Source organism: Motilibacter aurantiacus (assembly GCF_011250645.1).
Lineage (GTDB): Bacteria > Actinomycetota > Actinomycetes > Motilibacterales > Motilibacteraceae > Motilibacter_A > Motilibacter_A aurantiacus.
The window spans coordinates 187082-202108 of the sequence record NZ_JAANNO010000007.1 but is presented as its reverse complement, the minus strand read 5'-3'; the positions used below and the strand labels follow the sequence as shown (position 1 = coordinate 202108).

15 protein-coding genes are annotated in these 15027 nt (G+C 74.9%); 8 read left to right on the top strand and 7 right to left on the bottom strand.

Features of this window, described 5'->3' with window-relative positions; translation table 11 throughout:
* The first annotated feature begins 85 nt into the window (after window positions 1-85).
* Window positions 86-694, top strand: coding sequence for a winged helix-turn-helix domain-containing protein (locus G9H72_RS21740; protein ID WP_231126991.1), 609 nt, complete (start codon window positions 86-88; stop codon window positions 692-694).
* A gap of 76 nt (window positions 695-770) precedes the next feature.
* Here G9H72_RS21740 and G9H72_RS14200 read toward each other — a convergent pair whose 3' ends face one another.
* The gene (locus G9H72_RS14200) at window positions 771-1157 is read right to left on the bottom strand and encodes a VOC family protein (RefSeq protein ID WP_166172156.1); all 387 of its coding nucleotides are present in this window, start codon (window positions 1155-1157) and stop codon (window positions 771-773) included.
* A gap of 362 nt (window positions 1158-1519) precedes the next feature.
* Here G9H72_RS14200 and G9H72_RS14195 point away from each other — a divergent pair, with 362 nt between their 5' ends.
* The 3 genes from G9H72_RS14195 (at window position 1520) to G9H72_RS14185 (ending at window position 7399) form a co-directional block, all read left to right on the top strand.
* Window positions 1520-3355, top strand: a complete 1836-nt coding sequence (locus G9H72_RS14195; protein WP_331272308.1) for a S8 family serine peptidase — start codon at window positions 1520-1522, stop codon at window positions 3353-3355.
* A 108-nt stretch (window positions 3356-3463) separates the two neighbouring features.
* On the top strand, window positions 3464-5974 hold the full coding sequence (locus tag G9H72_RS14190) for a putative bifunctional diguanylate cyclase/phosphodiesterase (RefSeq protein WP_166172154.1): 2511 nt from the start codon (window positions 3464-3466) through the stop codon (window positions 5972-5974).
* A gap of 132 nt (window positions 5975-6106) precedes the next feature.
* Window positions 6107-7399 (top strand): hypothetical protein, encoded by a 1293-nt coding sequence (locus G9H72_RS14185; protein ID WP_166172152.1) that lies wholly within the window; start codon window positions 6107-6109, stop codon window positions 7397-7399.
* 49 nt (window positions 7400-7448) lie between these two features.
* Here G9H72_RS14185 and G9H72_RS14180 read toward each other — a convergent pair whose 3' ends face one another.
* The 3 genes from G9H72_RS14180 to G9H72_RS14170 all read right to left on the bottom strand — a co-directional run bounded on the left by G9H72_RS14180 (window position 7449) and on the right by G9H72_RS14170 (window position 9685).
* Complete coding sequence (locus tag G9H72_RS14180) at window positions 7449-8450, bottom strand: hypothetical protein (RefSeq protein ID WP_166172150.1); 1002 nt, start codon at window positions 8448-8450, stop codon at window positions 7449-7451.
* 92 nt (window positions 8451-8542) lie between these two features.
* Window positions 8543-9016 carry an acyl-CoA thioesterase gene (locus G9H72_RS14175; protein ID WP_166172148.1) on the bottom strand — a complete coding sequence of 158 codons (474 nt, stop codon included), beginning with the start codon at window positions 9014-9016 and terminating at the stop codon, window positions 8543-8545.
* A 30-nt stretch (window positions 9017-9046) separates the two neighbouring features.
* Window positions 9047-9685 carry a TetR/AcrR family transcriptional regulator gene (locus tag G9H72_RS14170; protein WP_331272307.1) on the bottom strand — a complete coding sequence of 213 codons (639 nt, stop codon included), beginning with the start codon at window positions 9683-9685 and terminating at the stop codon, window positions 9047-9049.
* A gap of 131 nt (window positions 9686-9816) precedes the next feature.
* Between G9H72_RS14170 and G9H72_RS23060 the strand changes: the two genes are divergently transcribed.
* The 4 genes from G9H72_RS23060 (at window position 9817) to G9H72_RS14150 (ending at window position 12157) form a co-directional block, all read left to right on the top strand.
* Entirely contained in the window at window positions 9817-10293 is a 477-nt protein-coding gene (locus tag G9H72_RS23060) for a DUF2231 domain-containing protein (RefSeq protein ID WP_166172146.1), read from the top strand.
* A gap of 71 nt (window positions 10294-10364) precedes the next feature.
* On the top strand, window positions 10365-10904 hold the full coding sequence (locus G9H72_RS23055; protein WP_331272306.1) for a Rieske (2Fe-2S) protein: 540 nt from the start codon (window positions 10365-10367) through the stop codon (window positions 10902-10904).
* Between the two features lie 45 nt (window positions 10905-10949).
* Window positions 10950-11480, top strand: coding sequence for a sigma-70 family RNA polymerase sigma factor (locus G9H72_RS14155; protein ID WP_166172144.1), 531 nt, complete (start codon window positions 10950-10952; stop codon window positions 11478-11480).
* A complete protein-coding gene (locus tag G9H72_RS14150; protein WP_166172142.1) occupies window positions 11477-12157 on the top strand; it encodes a zf-HC2 domain-containing protein in 681 nt (226 codons plus the stop codon). Before G9H72_RS14155 ends, G9H72_RS14150 begins: the two co-directional genes overlap by 4 nt.
* A 46-nt stretch (window positions 12158-12203) precedes the next feature.
* On the opposite strand, the gene G9H72_RS14145 is transcribed toward G9H72_RS14150, so the two are convergent.
* The 3 genes from G9H72_RS14145 to G9H72_RS14135 form a co-directional block, all read right to left on the bottom strand.
* The gene (locus G9H72_RS14145; RefSeq protein WP_166172140.1) at window positions 12204-14105 is read right to left on the bottom strand and encodes a sensor domain-containing protein; all 1902 of its coding nucleotides are present in this window, start codon (window positions 14103-14105) and stop codon (window positions 12204-12206) included.
* Between the two features lie 93 nt (window positions 14106-14198).
* Window positions 14199-14717 carry a 2'-5' RNA ligase family protein gene (locus G9H72_RS23050; RefSeq protein ID WP_166172138.1) on the bottom strand — a complete coding sequence of 173 codons (519 nt, stop codon included), beginning with the start codon at window positions 14715-14717 and terminating at the stop codon, window positions 14199-14201.
* Between the two features lie 32 nt (window positions 14718-14749).
* Entirely contained in the window at window positions 14750-14944 is a 195-nt protein-coding gene (locus G9H72_RS14135) for a hypothetical protein (protein ID WP_166172136.1), read from the bottom strand.
* Window positions 14945-15027 lie beyond the last annotated feature (83 nt).

Below are 15027 nucleotides of genomic sequence, written 5' to 3'. Positions count from 1 at the left end.
TAACGACGGGCACAGCACGTTGCCACGCCGCCCGGGTGTGCTGGTGTCAGGCCCGGGGACGCCGGGCCGGACGGGGAGGAGACCGATGCATCGCACCACCCTTCGGCGCCGGTACACGGCGGTCGGCGTCGCGCTGGCGGCCGGCCTGGCCCTCAGCGCGTGCGGCGGCGACTGTGCCGACGACGTCGACGACGACGCGTTCGCGCCGGTGCAGGCCGGCAGCGCGACGACGCCCGGGCCGAGCCTCCCGCCGACCCCGGCGCCCGTGCCGGGGTCCCCCACCGGCTCGCCGGCGGGGCCGCCGCCGGCCTCTGTGTCGGCCTCGGTGTCGGCCTCGGTGTCGGCCTCGGTCTCGGCCTCGGTGTCCGGCTCGTCCCCCGGCCGCCCGGCTCCCGTCTCCGGAGGAGGCGGGGCCTTGGTCACGCCGGCGCCGGTCCCCGGCCTGGTCGACACCCAGGCCGAGCTCGAGGTCGAGGACCAGCGCGGGGACGGCCGGTCGGTGCGCATCGACGAGGTACGCACCAGCCGGGGCAACGGGCACGTCGCGGTCTTCTCGGGGACGACGTTGCTCGGGTCGGCGCAGGTCCTGCTCCGCAACGCCGGTCGGGTGCTGACCCGCGAGCATCTGCTCAACCGGGTGTGGGGTCTGGACCACGAGCCGGGCACGAACGTGGTCGACGTCTACGTGAGCTAACTGCGGCGCAAACTGGGAGCGGACGTCATCGAGACCGTGCGTGGGATGGGGTACCGGCAGGCGCCGTAGCCAGGGATCAGCGGCCCGGGCCGTCGCCCGCCGGCGCGACGCGCGGCAGCCGGAAGTGCGGGTTCTCGATGACGCCCAGCACGGTGCCGCCGGGCTCGTGGACGGTGGCCACGCGGATGCCGCCGCCTACCTCCCGGACGGGCGTGTGCGGCTCGGCACCGGCCGCGAGCAGCCGGGCGTACGCCGCCTCCGCGCTCGGCACGCCCCAGTAGGTGACGGCCCCGAGCGCCGGATCGCCGTTCGGGTCGAGGGCCAGCTCGTAGCCCGCCACCGAGAAGCCGACGTAGTACGGCTCGTCGAAGTACGGCGCGAGCTCCAGCAGGGCGCGGAACCAGGCCTTGCTCGCGGCCAGGTCAGGAGCCGGGTAGATCACCGTGCGCAGCCCCAGGAACATCCCTGCCTCCTCCGCCGACGGCCGCTGCCCATCCTGCCCCGGGACGCGACCGGGAGGCGGCGTGCCCACGCGGAGGAGCAGGTGGTCCGCGCTCCCGGAGCCCGGCACGGGGGGTGCACGGGGAGGAGGCGTGCACCCTCGCTCGTATCCGGACCCATCGGCACCTCGTGGCCCGGCCTGAGCGTCCCGGGCCTGACTGGGCACAACGGTTCAGGCCGGTCGGGACCCTGAGCTGCGCCGGCCGGGTGGACCCTGCGTCAGCGCCCCGGGCAGGGGAGGTCGCCGCCGCAGACTCGACCTCAGACGACGGCCCGGAAGGGTGCCGTCGACCAGGGAGGGTGAGGACGTTGAGGACTTCGTACGTGCCGAGGAGGGGGGCGACCCTCGCCGCCTCGGCCGTCGCCGCCGCCGTCGCGATCGGCGGGCTCCCGGCGCAGGCCGCGCAGCCGGCCGTCGTCCAGGGCCCGCCGGCCGCCGTGACCGCTGCGGAGGCCGCGTCGGCCGGCGCCGGCAACGGCTGGCTCGCCGGACAGTGGGGCGACGACGACACCCGTGAGGACGAGAAGGCCTCGCGGGCCACCGGAGCCTGGACCGCCTCCGGCGACCAGGGCTCGCTCTGGACCATCACGCAGCAGCTCGGCGCCCAGCACGAGTGGGGGAAGCGCATCACCGGCGCCGGCGTCGACGTGGCGCTGATCGACACCGGCGTCACCCCGGTCGCGGGGCTCAGCATCCCCGGCAAGGTCGTGAACGGCCCCGACCTGTCGTTCGACAGCCAGTCCGGCGGCACCCGCAGCCTCGACGGCTACGGCCACGGCACGCACATGGCCGGCATCATCGCCGGTGTCGACACCTCGCTGCCGTCCAACGGCGACAAGCCGTTCGTCGGCGTCGCCCCCGGTGCGCGCATCGTCAACGTGAAGGTCGGCGCGGCCGACGGAGGCGTCGACGTCTCCCAGGTGATCGCCGGCATCGACTGGGTCGTGCAGCACCGCAGGGACCACGGGCTCAACATCCGGGTCATCAACCTGTCCTACGGCACCAGCTCGCAGCAGTCGTACCTGCTCGACCCCCTCGCCCGCGCGGTCGAGAACGCCTGGCGTGCCGGCATCGTGGTCGTCGCGGCCGCGGGCAACGACGGCGCGGCCAGCACCTCGCTGACCATGCCCGCCGTCGACCCCTTCGTCCTGGCCGTCGGCGCGACCGACCACCAGGGCACCGCCGCGCTCAAGGACGACCGCGTCGCGGACTTCACCAACCCGGGCACGGACGCCCGCCGCCCCGACCTGGTCGCCCCCGGCAAGTCCGTCGTCTCGCTGCGCGTCCCGGGCTCGGTGGCCGACGTCGACCACCCCGAGGGCCTGGTGACCGGCGACGAGACCGGCCGCTTCTTCCGCGGCAGCGGCACCTCGCAGGCGACCGCCGTCGTCTCCGGCGCCGTCGCCCTGCTGCTGCAGCAGAACCCGCAGCTCACGCCGGACCAGGTCAAGCGCGTTCTCCAGATCACGGCGGACAAGCTGCCGGCCGAGCCGAGCCCCGCCCAGGGCGCCGGCCTGCTGGACATCGACGGCGCCGTGTCCGCGGGCGTGCCGTCCGCGGCGAGCTCGCAGCAGGCGTACCAGCAGTCGACCGGGCTGGGCTCGCTCGAGGCCAGCCGCGGGGACAGCCACGTCGTCGACCCGGAGACCAACGCCGTGCTCAGCGGCGAGGTCGACGCCCTCGGCGGCGAGTGGGACGGCCGCCGTTGGTCCGCCCAGTCGTTCGCGGGGCAGGCGTGGAGCGGCGGTACGTGGAACGGCCGTCGCTGGTCCGGTGCCGGATGGTCGGGGACGGGCTGGGAGTCGGTCCAGTGGACCGGCGCCAACTGGACCGGGATCGACTGGCAGGGGCGTCGCTGGAGCGAGATGAACTGGGACGGGCGCCGTTGGTCCGGCCGCCGCTGGTCGGGCGACGAGTGGGCCGGGCGCCGCTGGTCCGGCCGCCGCTGGTCCGGCGCCGACTGGACCGCCTCGTCGAGCGCGCCCGCCGCGGTCGTGCCCACCCAGGAGGTGCCGACGGACGTCGTGATCGCCGTCGCGATCGAGCCGGTGACGCCGGACCCGGACGCGGAGGCGGTTCCGGCCGACGTCCCGACGCCGACGGCCGACGACGGCACGACTGCGCCGTCGGACGCGCCCGAGGCCGGCGCCGGCTTCTGAGCGCAGCTCGGACGGGCCGCGGTGGAGGTTTTCCTCCACCGCGGCCCGTTTCTGTCGATAGCCCTTCAGCAGGCGTGTCGTCGGGCACGCCGTCGTGAGGAGGCGGTCGTGGAGGCAGGGGCGGCGCGTACCGGTGAGCCGGTGGCCGTGCGCCTGCTCAGCGCGCTCCTGTGCGCCGCGGCGCTCGCCCTGCTCGCCCTGCACGTCGTCCACCTGCCCGCGCCCGACTCGGGGCCGCGGCTGCCGTGGTGGGCGCTCGCCGTCGCCTTCGCCTGCGCCGAGGTCTTCGTCGTCCACCTTCCGACCTCGCGCAACGCCCACTCGCACACCCTGCGCGAGGTCCCCGCGGTGCTCGCCCTCGCGTTCGCCTCGCCGGACGCGTACGTCGTCGCCAGCCTGCTCGGCAGCGGGCTCGTCCTCATCCTGCGCGAGCGCCAGCGCGGCACGAAGCTGGTGTTCAACCTCGGGCTGTACGCCCTCGAGGCGGCTCTGACCGTCTCGATCTACACGGCCCTGCTGGGCGCCGCCGACGGCGCCTCCCCGCGTGGGTGGCTGGCCGCGCTGGCCGCGCTGCTGGTGGCCGACATCCTCGGCGCGGCCCTGGTGACGCTGGTCATCGTGCTGGACGGCGCGGGCTTCGAGCCGGCGATCCTGCGCGAGGCGGTCACCGCGGGCTTCGCCGCCGCCATCGCCAACAGCTGCGCGGCGCTGCTGATCGTGGTCGTCGTCTCCGAGCGGCCGGCTGCCCTGCCGCTGCTGGGGGCGCTGATCGCCGTGCTGTTCGTCGGGTACCGGGTCCACGCCGACCTCGCGCGCCGCTACTCACGGGTCGACACCCTCTACCGCTTCGTCGGCACGGCCGGGGCCTCCGTCGAGCTCGACGATGCGGTCCGCAACGTGCTCGAGGCCGCCCGCGACCTGCTCGGGGCCGTCCGCGCCGAGCTCGTGGTCCTGCCCGGGCCCGGGCAGCAGGGCATCCACGTCGTGCTCGAGGCCGACCAGCAGCTGCGCCCCCTCGTCGGCGTGCAGAGCGAGGAGTCCGACTGGTGGCGGCCCGCGCTGGAGGGCCGGGCGGTGATCGCCTGCGGCCAGGGCCCGGACGCCCCCGCCGCCGGCACGGCGATGGCGGCCCCGGTGAGCACCGGCGGGCAGACCGTCGGGGCGCTCCTGGTGTCGGACCGCCTCTTCGAGGGCGAGGGCTACCGGCCCGAGGACCTGAAGATGTTCGAGGCGCTGGCCGCCCACGCCGCGATGGCCCTGCAGAACGCCCGGCTCGTCGACCGGCTCCGTGCCGAGGCCGCCGCCCGTGATCACGAGGCCCGGCACGACCCGCTGACCGGGCTCGCGAACCGCCGCGAGTTCGTCAAGCGGGTCGAGGCCGTGGTCGAGCACGGGCGCGCGGCCGTGGTCCTCGTCGACCTCGACGAGTTCAAGGAGGTCAACGACACGCTCGGCCACGACGCCGGCGACGAGGCGCTCCGGGAGATGGGCCGCAGGCTGGCGTACGCCGCGGGCGGCCACGTCGCCCGGCTCGGCGGCGACGAGTTCGCGGTCCTGCTGACCGGCATCGACGACGCGGGCACCGCCCTGGCCCGGGCGGCGGACGTCCTCGACGTCGTGCGCGGCGCTCCGGTCGAGGTCGACGGCGTGCGGGTCTTCGTCGGCGGCACCGTCGGCGTCGCTCTGGTGCCGGCGCACGGGACGACCGGCGACGAGCTGCTCGCCAACGCCGACATCGCGACCCAGGCCGCCAGGGCCGCCGGCGTGCCCGTGGAGCTGTACGAGCCGGGCGACGAGCAGGCGCGCCGGCGCCGTCTCGTGCTCGCCGCCGAGATGGCCGCCGCCATCGAGCGCGGGGACGTCCAGCCGTGGTTCCAGCCCAAGGCGCACGCGCACTCCGGCGCGGTGTGCGCGGTCGAGGCGCTCGTCCGGTGGCGGCACCCGGTCTACGGCATCGTCCCGCCGAACGAGATCCTCGCCGTGGCCGAGCGGACCGGCCTCGTCCGAAAGCTGACCGACCACGTGCTGGAGTCTGCGCTCGCCCAGGCCGCCGCCTGGGCCGGGCAGGGCCTCGACATCGCGGTGGCCGTCAACATCACCACTCTCGACCTGGCCGACGACGACCTGCCCCTGGTCGTCGACCAGCTGCTGCGCGAGACCGGCGTGCCCGCCGGCCGCCTGACGCTCGAGATCACCGAGAGCGGCATCATGCGCGACCCGGAGCGGTGCCTGGCCGTCCTGCACCGGCTGGCGGCCGCCGGGCTCAAGCTGTCGGTCGACGACTTCGGCACCGGCTACTCGTCGCTGGCCTACCTGGAGCGGCTGCCGCTCAACGAGGTCAAGGTCGACCGGAGCTTCGTCCAGCGCCTGGCCGACTGGAAGCACGACGACACGGTCATCCGGTTCACGGTGGACCTGGGCCACGCGCTCGGCCTCTCGGTCGTCGCCGAGGGGGTGGAGAACGCGCTCGCCTGGGAGCGGCTCGCCGCCATCGGGGTGGACGTCATCCAGGGCTACCACCTCGGGCGCCCCTGCCCGGCCGACGAGCTCGCGCCGCTGCTGCAGGAGCGCGGGCTGCGGCTGGACGGGACCTGCCCGTACCGACGCTCCGCTGCCTGACGCGTACCGGACATCTCCTCCCGAAGCGCACGGCCTTCGGGTCCGATCGACGGGTGCATGTATCTGCCGGGGGATCTCGATCTCCGGAATCCCGGTACCCCCAGCAGATCGCGAAGCACCACGAGGAGAGCCGTGTCCACCACACGCAGCAAGCCGATCGGGCGTCGTCGGGCGACCCTCGCCGTCGCCGGCGTCGGAGCCGCAGCGACCGCGTTCGTCATCAGTGCCGGCATGCCGGCCTCCGCCGCCGGATGTGCCCAGCTCACCCCGCCGGAGATCACCTCCTTCTCCTTCAGCCCCGCCTCGGTCGACGTGCGCACCGGCGAGAAGAAGGTCAAGGTCACGGCCCGCGTCAGCGACCCGGACGGCGTCGAGACCGTGCTCGCGTCCTTCGTCTCGCCGCTCGGCCCCAAGGGCAAGCAGTCCGTCGCCGGTGGACTGCTGAAGCTCACGTCCGGTAGCAAGACCGACGGCACCTACTCCGGTGAGGCCGTCGTGCCGCGCGGCGTGATCCCCGGCGCCTGGAAGGTGCAGTCGGTGATGGCGACCGACTCGCTGGGCGGCAGCGACTTCCTGCGCTACGACGAGCTCAAGGAGCGCGGCTGGTCGCGCGACCTCGCGGTCAAGTCCACCCCCGACCTCAAGCCGCCGGCGCTCACCGCGCTGACCTTCGCTCCCGCCGCGGTGAACACCACCGCGAAGGCCGGCCGCGTGAAGATCACCGCCAAGGCGACGGACAACTTCTCCGGCGTCTCGTTCGTCAGCGTCCAGCTGACCCGCAAGACCAAGGGCGCCGGCACGACCCCCGCGACCCTCACCGTGCTCAAGCGCTCCGGCGGGACCGCGACCAACGGCACGTTCGTCGGGTACGCCGAGATCCCGCGCTGGGTCGGCAAGGACGCGTGGCTCGCCAGCGCGTACGTCATGGACATGGCGATGAACCAGACCGAGTACGCCAACGCCGCGCTCGCCAAGAAGAAGTGGGCGCGCTCGGTGTCCGTGACCAGCGGCGTGGACCGCACGGCCCCGGCGCTCGTCTCCGCGGCCCCGAGCCCGTCGACGGTCACCTCGGGCCAGGCGGTCAACGTGACCGCGCGCGCGACCGACGCCCAGTCCGGCGTCCTGAGCGTCATGGTGACGTGGAAGGGCGACGGCGGCCAGCTCACCGTCCCGCTGACGCGGACCGGCGGGACCCCGCAGAACGGCACGTGGACGGGCAAGGGCGCGGTGCTCGGCTGCGCCTACGAGACCGGCACCTGGAGCGCGACCGCCACGGTGACGGACGTGGCCGGCAACGTCCACGAGTACTCCGAGGAGGAGACCGCGGCGCTCGGGATCGGCAAGCTGACGGTGACCGGGAGCGACCCGGAGCCCGCGCCGCAGCCGGAGACCGACACCGAGCCCGACTACTCGGTCGAGCAGTAGCCCGCGTGGTGCCGGTGCCCGCCCCGAGGACCGGGGCGGGCACCGTCGCTCACTCGAACAGCACGTAGGACGGGCGCGGCTTCAGCGCCAGCACCTCAGCCGGGCTCATCAGCCGCCCGCCGCGCTCCACGTCCTCCTCGAGGAACAGCTTCATCCCCGTGTGCACGTGGCCCGGGGTGTCCTGCAGCACGTGGTACCACGTGCCCCGCTTGGCCCCCGGCCCGCCGATGCCGTCGATGCTCTTTACCAGCGCGACGCCCGCGTGCCGGTGCAGCCGGGACTCGTCCACCACGACGGACCGCGCGACCTGGTGGTAGACCATCACCTTCTCCGGCAGGCCGTTGTCCGCCACCAGGCCCGCCAGGTAGCCGGCGACCACGTCGAGCTCGCTGCCCGTGGTCCGGCCGTAGGCCTCCCCCGGGACGTCGCCCTCCTCGACCGCCCACTCGGGGTCGAGCGCGACGCCGACGTCGGGCTCCTTGAGCCAGCGCTCGTACGCCTTGACCTCCGGCAGGAAGTCCGCGCGCCCCGGCTGGATCCCCAGCAGCAGCAGGCCCTTGGCCTTGCGCGCCGCCTTCAGGTGCTGCTCGATGATCTCGTCGTCCATGCGGCTGCGGTACATGCCGTCGTCGCCGGCGCCACGGTGCACGACGGTGGCGATCAGCTCGAACACCGGCAGGATCGTCCGGCCGTCGGAGTCGTACGCCTCGCCGCGCTTCTCGATGTCGCGCCCCTTGGCGCCGAGGTCCCCGATGCCGAGGATGCCGAACGCGGCGGAGCCCGGGTTGCCGGCGTACCCGACCAGCCGGTGCTCGGGGAAGACCGTCGTCCCGCCGCGCGGCAGCTTGCGCTGCTTCGGTACGACCGCCGGTGCCGTCTCCTCCGTTCCGGCGGGAGCACCCACCGCCGGGCTGCTGCCGGCCCCGGCCCCCGGTGGCGAGACCTCGGCGGAGGGCCTGGCCGCGGCTGCGCCGGCGTCGGGCGAGTCCCCGCCCGAGCAGGCGGCGAGCAGGCAGGCAGCGGTGAGCGAGAGGGCGAGGTGTACGCGCACGGCTCCTAGCACCCCCGCCCCCTCCCCGGTTCGGCACGCGGTCAAGCCCGCCGTTCGCGGCACCCACTGCACGGCGATGCCTCTCGGGACGGTCATCCGGACGGGGCGCTGATCTCCCGGACGTCGGTCCGGGCCTCGTCCGTCCACGGCGTCGGCCGCCGCGTCGCGGGGTCGACGCGCACGACCACCCGGCTGCCGTCGGCGTGCACGACGGAGCGGTCCTCGGACATGACGCGGAAGCGGTAGGTCGCGCTGGAGCGGCCCATGGTCTCGACCCAGAAGTGCACCGCCAACCGGCTCGGGCGCGTCACCGGGACCGAGTAGGTGATGCGCAGCTCGCGCACCACCTGGAACACGTCCGGCTTGGTCGGCCGGCCGTCGTGGAACGTGTAGCCGCGCTCGGTCCAGTAGGCGCCGAGCGCCCGCTCGACGAGCACGACGTAGCGGGAGTTGTGCAGCATGCCCAGCGCGTCGAGGTCGTCGAAGTGGACCTCGACGTAGCCGACGTGCCCCACCGACTCGGGCTGGGCACTGCTGCCGGCGCCGGTGGTGTCACCGGTCTGCATGGGCTCTCCTTCATTCGGGTGCAACGAGACTCAGGAATCGGGGAGCAGAGAAGCGTCGGTCGCCAGTGACCGGAGCCGGTCGAGGACGACGCGGCGGGACCGGGCGGCGACGACGTCGGGGTCGAGCAGCCGGCTCTGGTACGCCGCGGCCACCCCGGCGGCCTCGACCTCGTAGGCGAGCAGGGCCGGGTCGAGGCCGGCCGGCAGGTGCCCGAGCTCGACGCTGCGTGCGACCGCCCCCTCGACGACCTCGAGCCACTCGGTGAGCACCTCGGCGACGCGGCTGCGCAGCGGCCCGGGACGGCCGGCGAGCTCGGCCTCCACCGTGACGAAGAAGCAGCCCGGCACGGCGTCGGCGGCGTACATCGCGAGCCGCTCCTCGTGCAGCCCCCACAACCTGGGGAGGCCGCGCGGGCGGGCGAGGGCGGGGGCGACGACGCGGGTGGCCCACTGCGACCGGGCGTGCTCGATGGCGGCCAGTTGCAGCTGCTCCTTGGACGCCCAGTGCGCGAACAGCCCGGACTTGCTGACGTGCAGGGCGGCGGCCAGCCGGGACAGGGTCAGCCCCTCCAGCCCGTCGCTCGCCGCGAGCTCGACGGCGCGGTCGAGCACGGTCACCCGGGTGCGCGCGCCCCGGGCGCGGCGGGCGTCCAGCTGCTGCGCGGTCACGCGCTGCAACCTAGAAGAACGACCGATCGGTCGTCAAACTCTTAGCAACGTCATCGAACCACCCGCCGCCCGCGCCCGTTGGGATGGCGAGGGGCCGGACCGGCCGGCCCTCGTGCAGCCGGGAGGCGGACGTGGGACCGACCCAGTTGAGCGGGTTGCCGGCACATCCGTTGCTGGTCCACCTGGTTGTCGCCTCGGTGCCGCTCGCCGCCCTGCTCGTGACCCTCGCCGCGGTCTGGCCGGCGGCCCGCCGCCGTCTCGGCGTCCTGCCCCCGCTGGTCGCGCTGGTCGCGCTGGTCGCGGTGCCGGTCACGGCCAACGCCGGCGAGTGGCTGGCCGACGCCCTGCAGGGCGGCCTCGCCCAGCCACTGCCCGCCGTCGAGCGCCACGAGGACATCGCGAACCGGCTGCTCCCCTGGGTGATCGGGCTGTTCGTGGTCGCGGTCGGTGCCTGGGCGCTGCTCCGCCGGGCGGTCGTGCCGGTCGCCCTGCGCGCCCTCGTCGCCGTCCTCGCGGTCGTGGTGTCGGTGGGCTCGACGGTGGCGGTGTACCAGGCCGGGCACAGCGGGGCCGAGGCCGTGTGGGACGGGGTGGGCACCACAGGCTGACCTCCGCGCGACCTCACCTGCAGGACCGACCCGCCCTTCCGCGCCCGACCCACGACGAACCGGAGGCCTCCGTGCCGATCTCCCCCTCGAACCTCCCGACCGGCCCCGTTCTCGGGCGCCGCGCCCTGCTCGCCGGGGCCTGCGGCGTCTGCGTGGGACTGGTCGCCGGCTGTGGCGGAGGCGACAGCGACACGCCCGCCACCGGCGCCGGGACCGGGACGACGTCCGGGGGCAGCTCGCCCTCGACGGGCGCCGGCACCGCCCCGTCGGCGTCCGCCTCCGGGTCCGCCTCCGCCTCGACCGGCGGGGGCACGGCCCAGGGCCTCGTCGCCCTCGCCGACGTCCCGGTCGGCGGCGCCGTGGCGGCCACGGCCGCCGACGGCAGCACGGTCCTCGTCGCCCAGCCGGCCGCGGGCCAGGTCGTCGCGTTCTCGGCCGTCTGCCCGCACCAGGGAGCTACCGTCGAGGTCGTGGGGGGCAACCAGCTCTACTGCCCGCGCCACGGGTCGGCGTTCAACGTCACCGACGGCGCGGTGCTGCAGGGGCCGGCGGAGTCGGGGCTGAGCCCGGTCTCGGTGCGCGTCGAGGGCGACCAGGTCGTCGCGGGCTGAGCCTGCGGGAGCTGGGCGTCGAGGTCGGAGGAGGAGGCGGGTCGGGTGGCGCAGCGCACGGCGGGCGAGCCGCTCCTGCGCGCGCTGTGGGAGGAGCACGGCCCCGCGCTCCTGGCATACGCCACCCGGCTCACCGGCGACCGCGGCCGCGCCGAGGACATCGTGCAGGAGACGCTGCTGCGCGCCTGGCGCCACGGCGACGACCTCGACGTCCGGGCGAAGGGCGAGGGCGGAGGGCTGCGCGGCTGGCTGTTCACCGTCGCCCGCCACCTGGCCGTGGACGCGCACCGGGCCCGGCTCGCCCGGCCCCGGGAGGCCGGTGACGACGCGGTGCTCGCGGCGCTCCCGGCGACCGACGACATCGAGCGCGCGCTGGACTCCTGGGTCGTGGCCGACGCGCTGGCCGCGCTCTCGCCCGCGCACCGCGAGGTCCTCGTCGAGACCTACTACTGCGGACGGTCGGTGGCCGAGGCGGCGGCGGTGCTCGGCGTGCCCCCCGGCACCGTGAAGTCGCGGGCGCACTACGCCCTGCGCGCCCTCCGCCTCGCGCTGGAGGAGCGGGGGGTGACCCCGTGACCCTGCCACCCCTCCCACCCGGCCCCGCGCCGCGCTGCCCGGTGGAGGGCGCGCTCGCGGCGTACGCGCTGCGCGCCCTGCCTGCGGAGGAGGCCGCCGAGGTCGAGGCCCACCTGCGCGACTGCCCGGGCTGCCGGACCGCGCTCGAGGAGTTCCGCGGGCTGCCCGCGCTGCTGGACCTGCTCGACCCGGCCGAGGTCGTCGCCGGTCCCCCCGTGCCGCGCCTGGACCAGCTGGACCGGCTGCTGTCCGCCGCCGGCCGGGAGCGGCGTACGCACCGCTACCGGCGGCTGGCCGCGGTCGCCGCCGCGGTGGTGCTCGTCGCCGCCGGCGCCGGCTGGGTCGTCGGCCGCGAGACCGCCCCCGGGGAGCGGGCGGGGCCGACGCAGGCCGCGGCGGGCAACAGCCACCTGAACGCGCAGGTCACCATGGCCGACTCGGCCGCCGGTACCCAGGTCACGCTGCGGCTGTCCGGCATCTCCGGCCGGCTGGACTGCCGGCTGGTCGCCGTGGCCAAGGACGGCAAGCGCGAGGTCGCCGCGAGCTGGAACGTCGAGTCCGACGGGGTCGCCGTCATCGAGGGCAACACCGGCATCCCGCGCGCGCAGCTGTCCACGTTCGACATCGTCACGCCCGCCGGGCAGACGCTCATGACGATGCCGGTCGACCCGTCCTAGCCGCCCGTCCTGGCCGTCCGCCCTGGCCGCCCGTCCTGGCGGCGGCTCAGACGACGTACTCCTCCTCCGGCGCCGCGTGCGGCACCACGGCCGCGAAGATCGGGGTGAGCTCCGCCGCGGGCTTCGGCAGCGCGAGGTGGAAGCCCTGGGCGTACGCGCAGCCGAGCTCGCGCAGCGCGTCGAGCGCCTGCGGGTCCTCGACGCCCTCGGCCACCACCGACTTGCGCAGGTTGTGGGCGAGCAGCAGCACCGCGGACACCACGGCCACCGACTCGTGGTCGGCGGCGAGGCCGCGCACGAACGAGCGGTCGATCTTCAGGATCCGGGCCGGCAGCTGGACCAGGCGGCTCAGGGAGGAGTAGCCGGTGCCGAAGTCGTCGATCGCCAGCTCGCAGCCGAGCGAGAGCAGGCCCTCGACGGCCGACCCGACGACGTGGGTGTCCTCGAGCACGCCGGTCTCCGTGATCTCGAGCACGAGCCGCTCGGGGGCGATGCCCGCCGCGGCCAGCGCTGCCCGGACGTGCTCGTCCAGCCCCGGGTGGGCGAGCTCGGCGACCGACACGTTGAGGAACATCCGCTTCGGGGCCAGCTCGCCGAGCTCCTGGTCCCAGGCGGCCAGCTGCAGGCAGGCCAGGCTGATGACCCGTCGGCCGATCTCGAGCAGCACCCGGCTGTCCTCGGCGACGTCGATGAACTCCCCGGCCGGCAGCAGGCCGCGCGTGGGGTGCTGCCACCGCAGCAGCGCCTCGACCGCGTGCACGGCGTCGGTGCGCAGGTCGATGATCGGCTGGTAGTGCAGCTCGAGCTGGTCGGCGGCCAGGGCGACCGACAGCTCGGCCTCCAGCTGCTGGCGGGCCGTGATGGCGGTGTACGCCGCCTCGTCGAACAGCTCCCACCGGTTGCGGCCGGACTGCTTGGCGCGGTACATCGCGGTGTCCGCGTGCGAGAGCAGCGTGTCCGCGGACATCTCCGGGTCGTCGGTCACCGCGACGCCGATGCTCGCGGACGGCTGCACGGTGAGCCCGGGGGCCAGCTGCGCCGGGGCGGCCAGGTTCTCCAGGATGCGCTCGGCGACGACGGTCGCCTCGTCCTTGTTCTTCAGCTCCCCGAGCAGGACGACGAACTCGTCGCCACCGAGCCGGCCGACCGCGTCGTTCGGGCGGACGCTCGCCTTCAGCCGCTCGGCCGCGCACCGGATGAGCTGGTCGCCGGCGCCGTGGCCGTACGTGTCGTTGACCGACTTGAGCCGGTCGAGGTCGACGAAGAGGACGGCGACCGGGTGGTCGGACCGCGACGGGATCCGCCCCAGCGCGTCGCCGACCGACTCGAGGAAGACGCTGCGCACCAGCAGGCCGGTGAGCGGGTCGAAGTGGGCGCGGGCCGAGAGCTGGTCCCGGGCGTCGCGCAGGGCCGCGTTGAGCTGCTGCAGCTCCCAGGCGCGGGCGACCAGGTCGCTCGTGGCGTCGGCGGGCGACCCGGACGGCCCGGACAGCCCGGTGCCCTCGCTGTCGCCGCGCTGGTTGAGCACGAAGTCGGTGACGTCGAGGACGCGGTGCAGGATCAGCGTCGTCTCGCCGCGGGCGTCGAGGACCGGCAGGTTCGTCGGGCTCCAGAACCGCTCGACGAAGCGCCCGGGCACCGTCGAGGGGATGTCGAACTTCTGCAGCTCGAGCGTGTGCGGGCGGCCGGTGTCGCGAGCCTGCTCCAGCGAGCGGCGCAGGTTGCGGGCGCCCTCCTCGTCCCGCGCCGCCGGGTTCGAGGGGAAGGCGTCGAAGAAGTACCTGCCCACCAGCTCCTCGCTGCGGCGGTTCGTCATCCGCAGGTACGCCGGGTTCGCGTCCAGGATCGTGAAGTCCCTGTCCAGGACGAGACTGGGCGTCGTGGTGACGTGGAAGATCCCGGCGTAGTCGATGGGCGGGGCCACTGTGCCCCACTGGGCGATGCTCACGAACTGCCTCCGCGCCACGAACATCCGGTAACGGAACGTCCAGTCTAGATAGCCGTTCCGTCACCGCTTACACGTGGCGTTCGGGTGATTCGTTCAAACGAGCGGTGTGACGGAGCGGGTCGAGGTGTCGTACGACCGCGCCCCCGTCGCCGACCCCTCCACCGCGCGCAGCCCGTCGAGCGCGTCCAGCGCGGCGGCCCGCTCCTGCGGCTCGAGCCGGGCCGCGAGGGTGACGTGGGGCGTCCAGCGGCCGGGCAGGTGCTGCGGGCTGGGGGCCGGGGCGTACGCCGCGAGGGCCTGCGCGACCCCGGCGTGCAGGTCCACGAGGCCGGGTGAGGGCGTGACCAGCCAGGCGAGGGTTCGCCGCCGGCCGCCGAAGACCACGAGCCCGTCGAGCCGCAGCCGCAGCGGGAGGCGCCGCAGCGCCCGTCCCAGCTCGGCCTCGCCGCCGGCGACGAGCTCGTTCGCGACGCCCAGCGTCAGGTGCGGCCGGTTGGACTCGTGGGGGTGCAGCGACTGGCTCGGCAGCCCCGCGGCCTCGAGGACCGCCCAGACACGGCGTACCTCCGCATCGAGCTCCTCGTCGAGGAGAAGCTCGACCGTCCGCGCCACGGGACGATCCTCTCAGCCGTGCTCCCGGCCGCTCAGGCGGGCTCGGCGGTCGGGTCGCCGACCAGCTCCTTGTAGTGCTCGACCTCGTCCGGGGTGGGGTCGACCCCGACCGACTCGGCGTAGTCCTCGGCGACCTCCGGGTCGTGCTCGGCGCTGGGCTGCGGGCCGAGGTCCAGCAGGCTCTCGCTCAACGGGTCGGCGGGCGGGCGTTCGTCCGGCGTGCTCATGCCCGCTGCTCTGCCCGGGTTGTCGGCGTGCGACACGTAGGGGCGTGCCGGCGCTCCCCGCTCCGGGTCCCCGGGCTGTGACC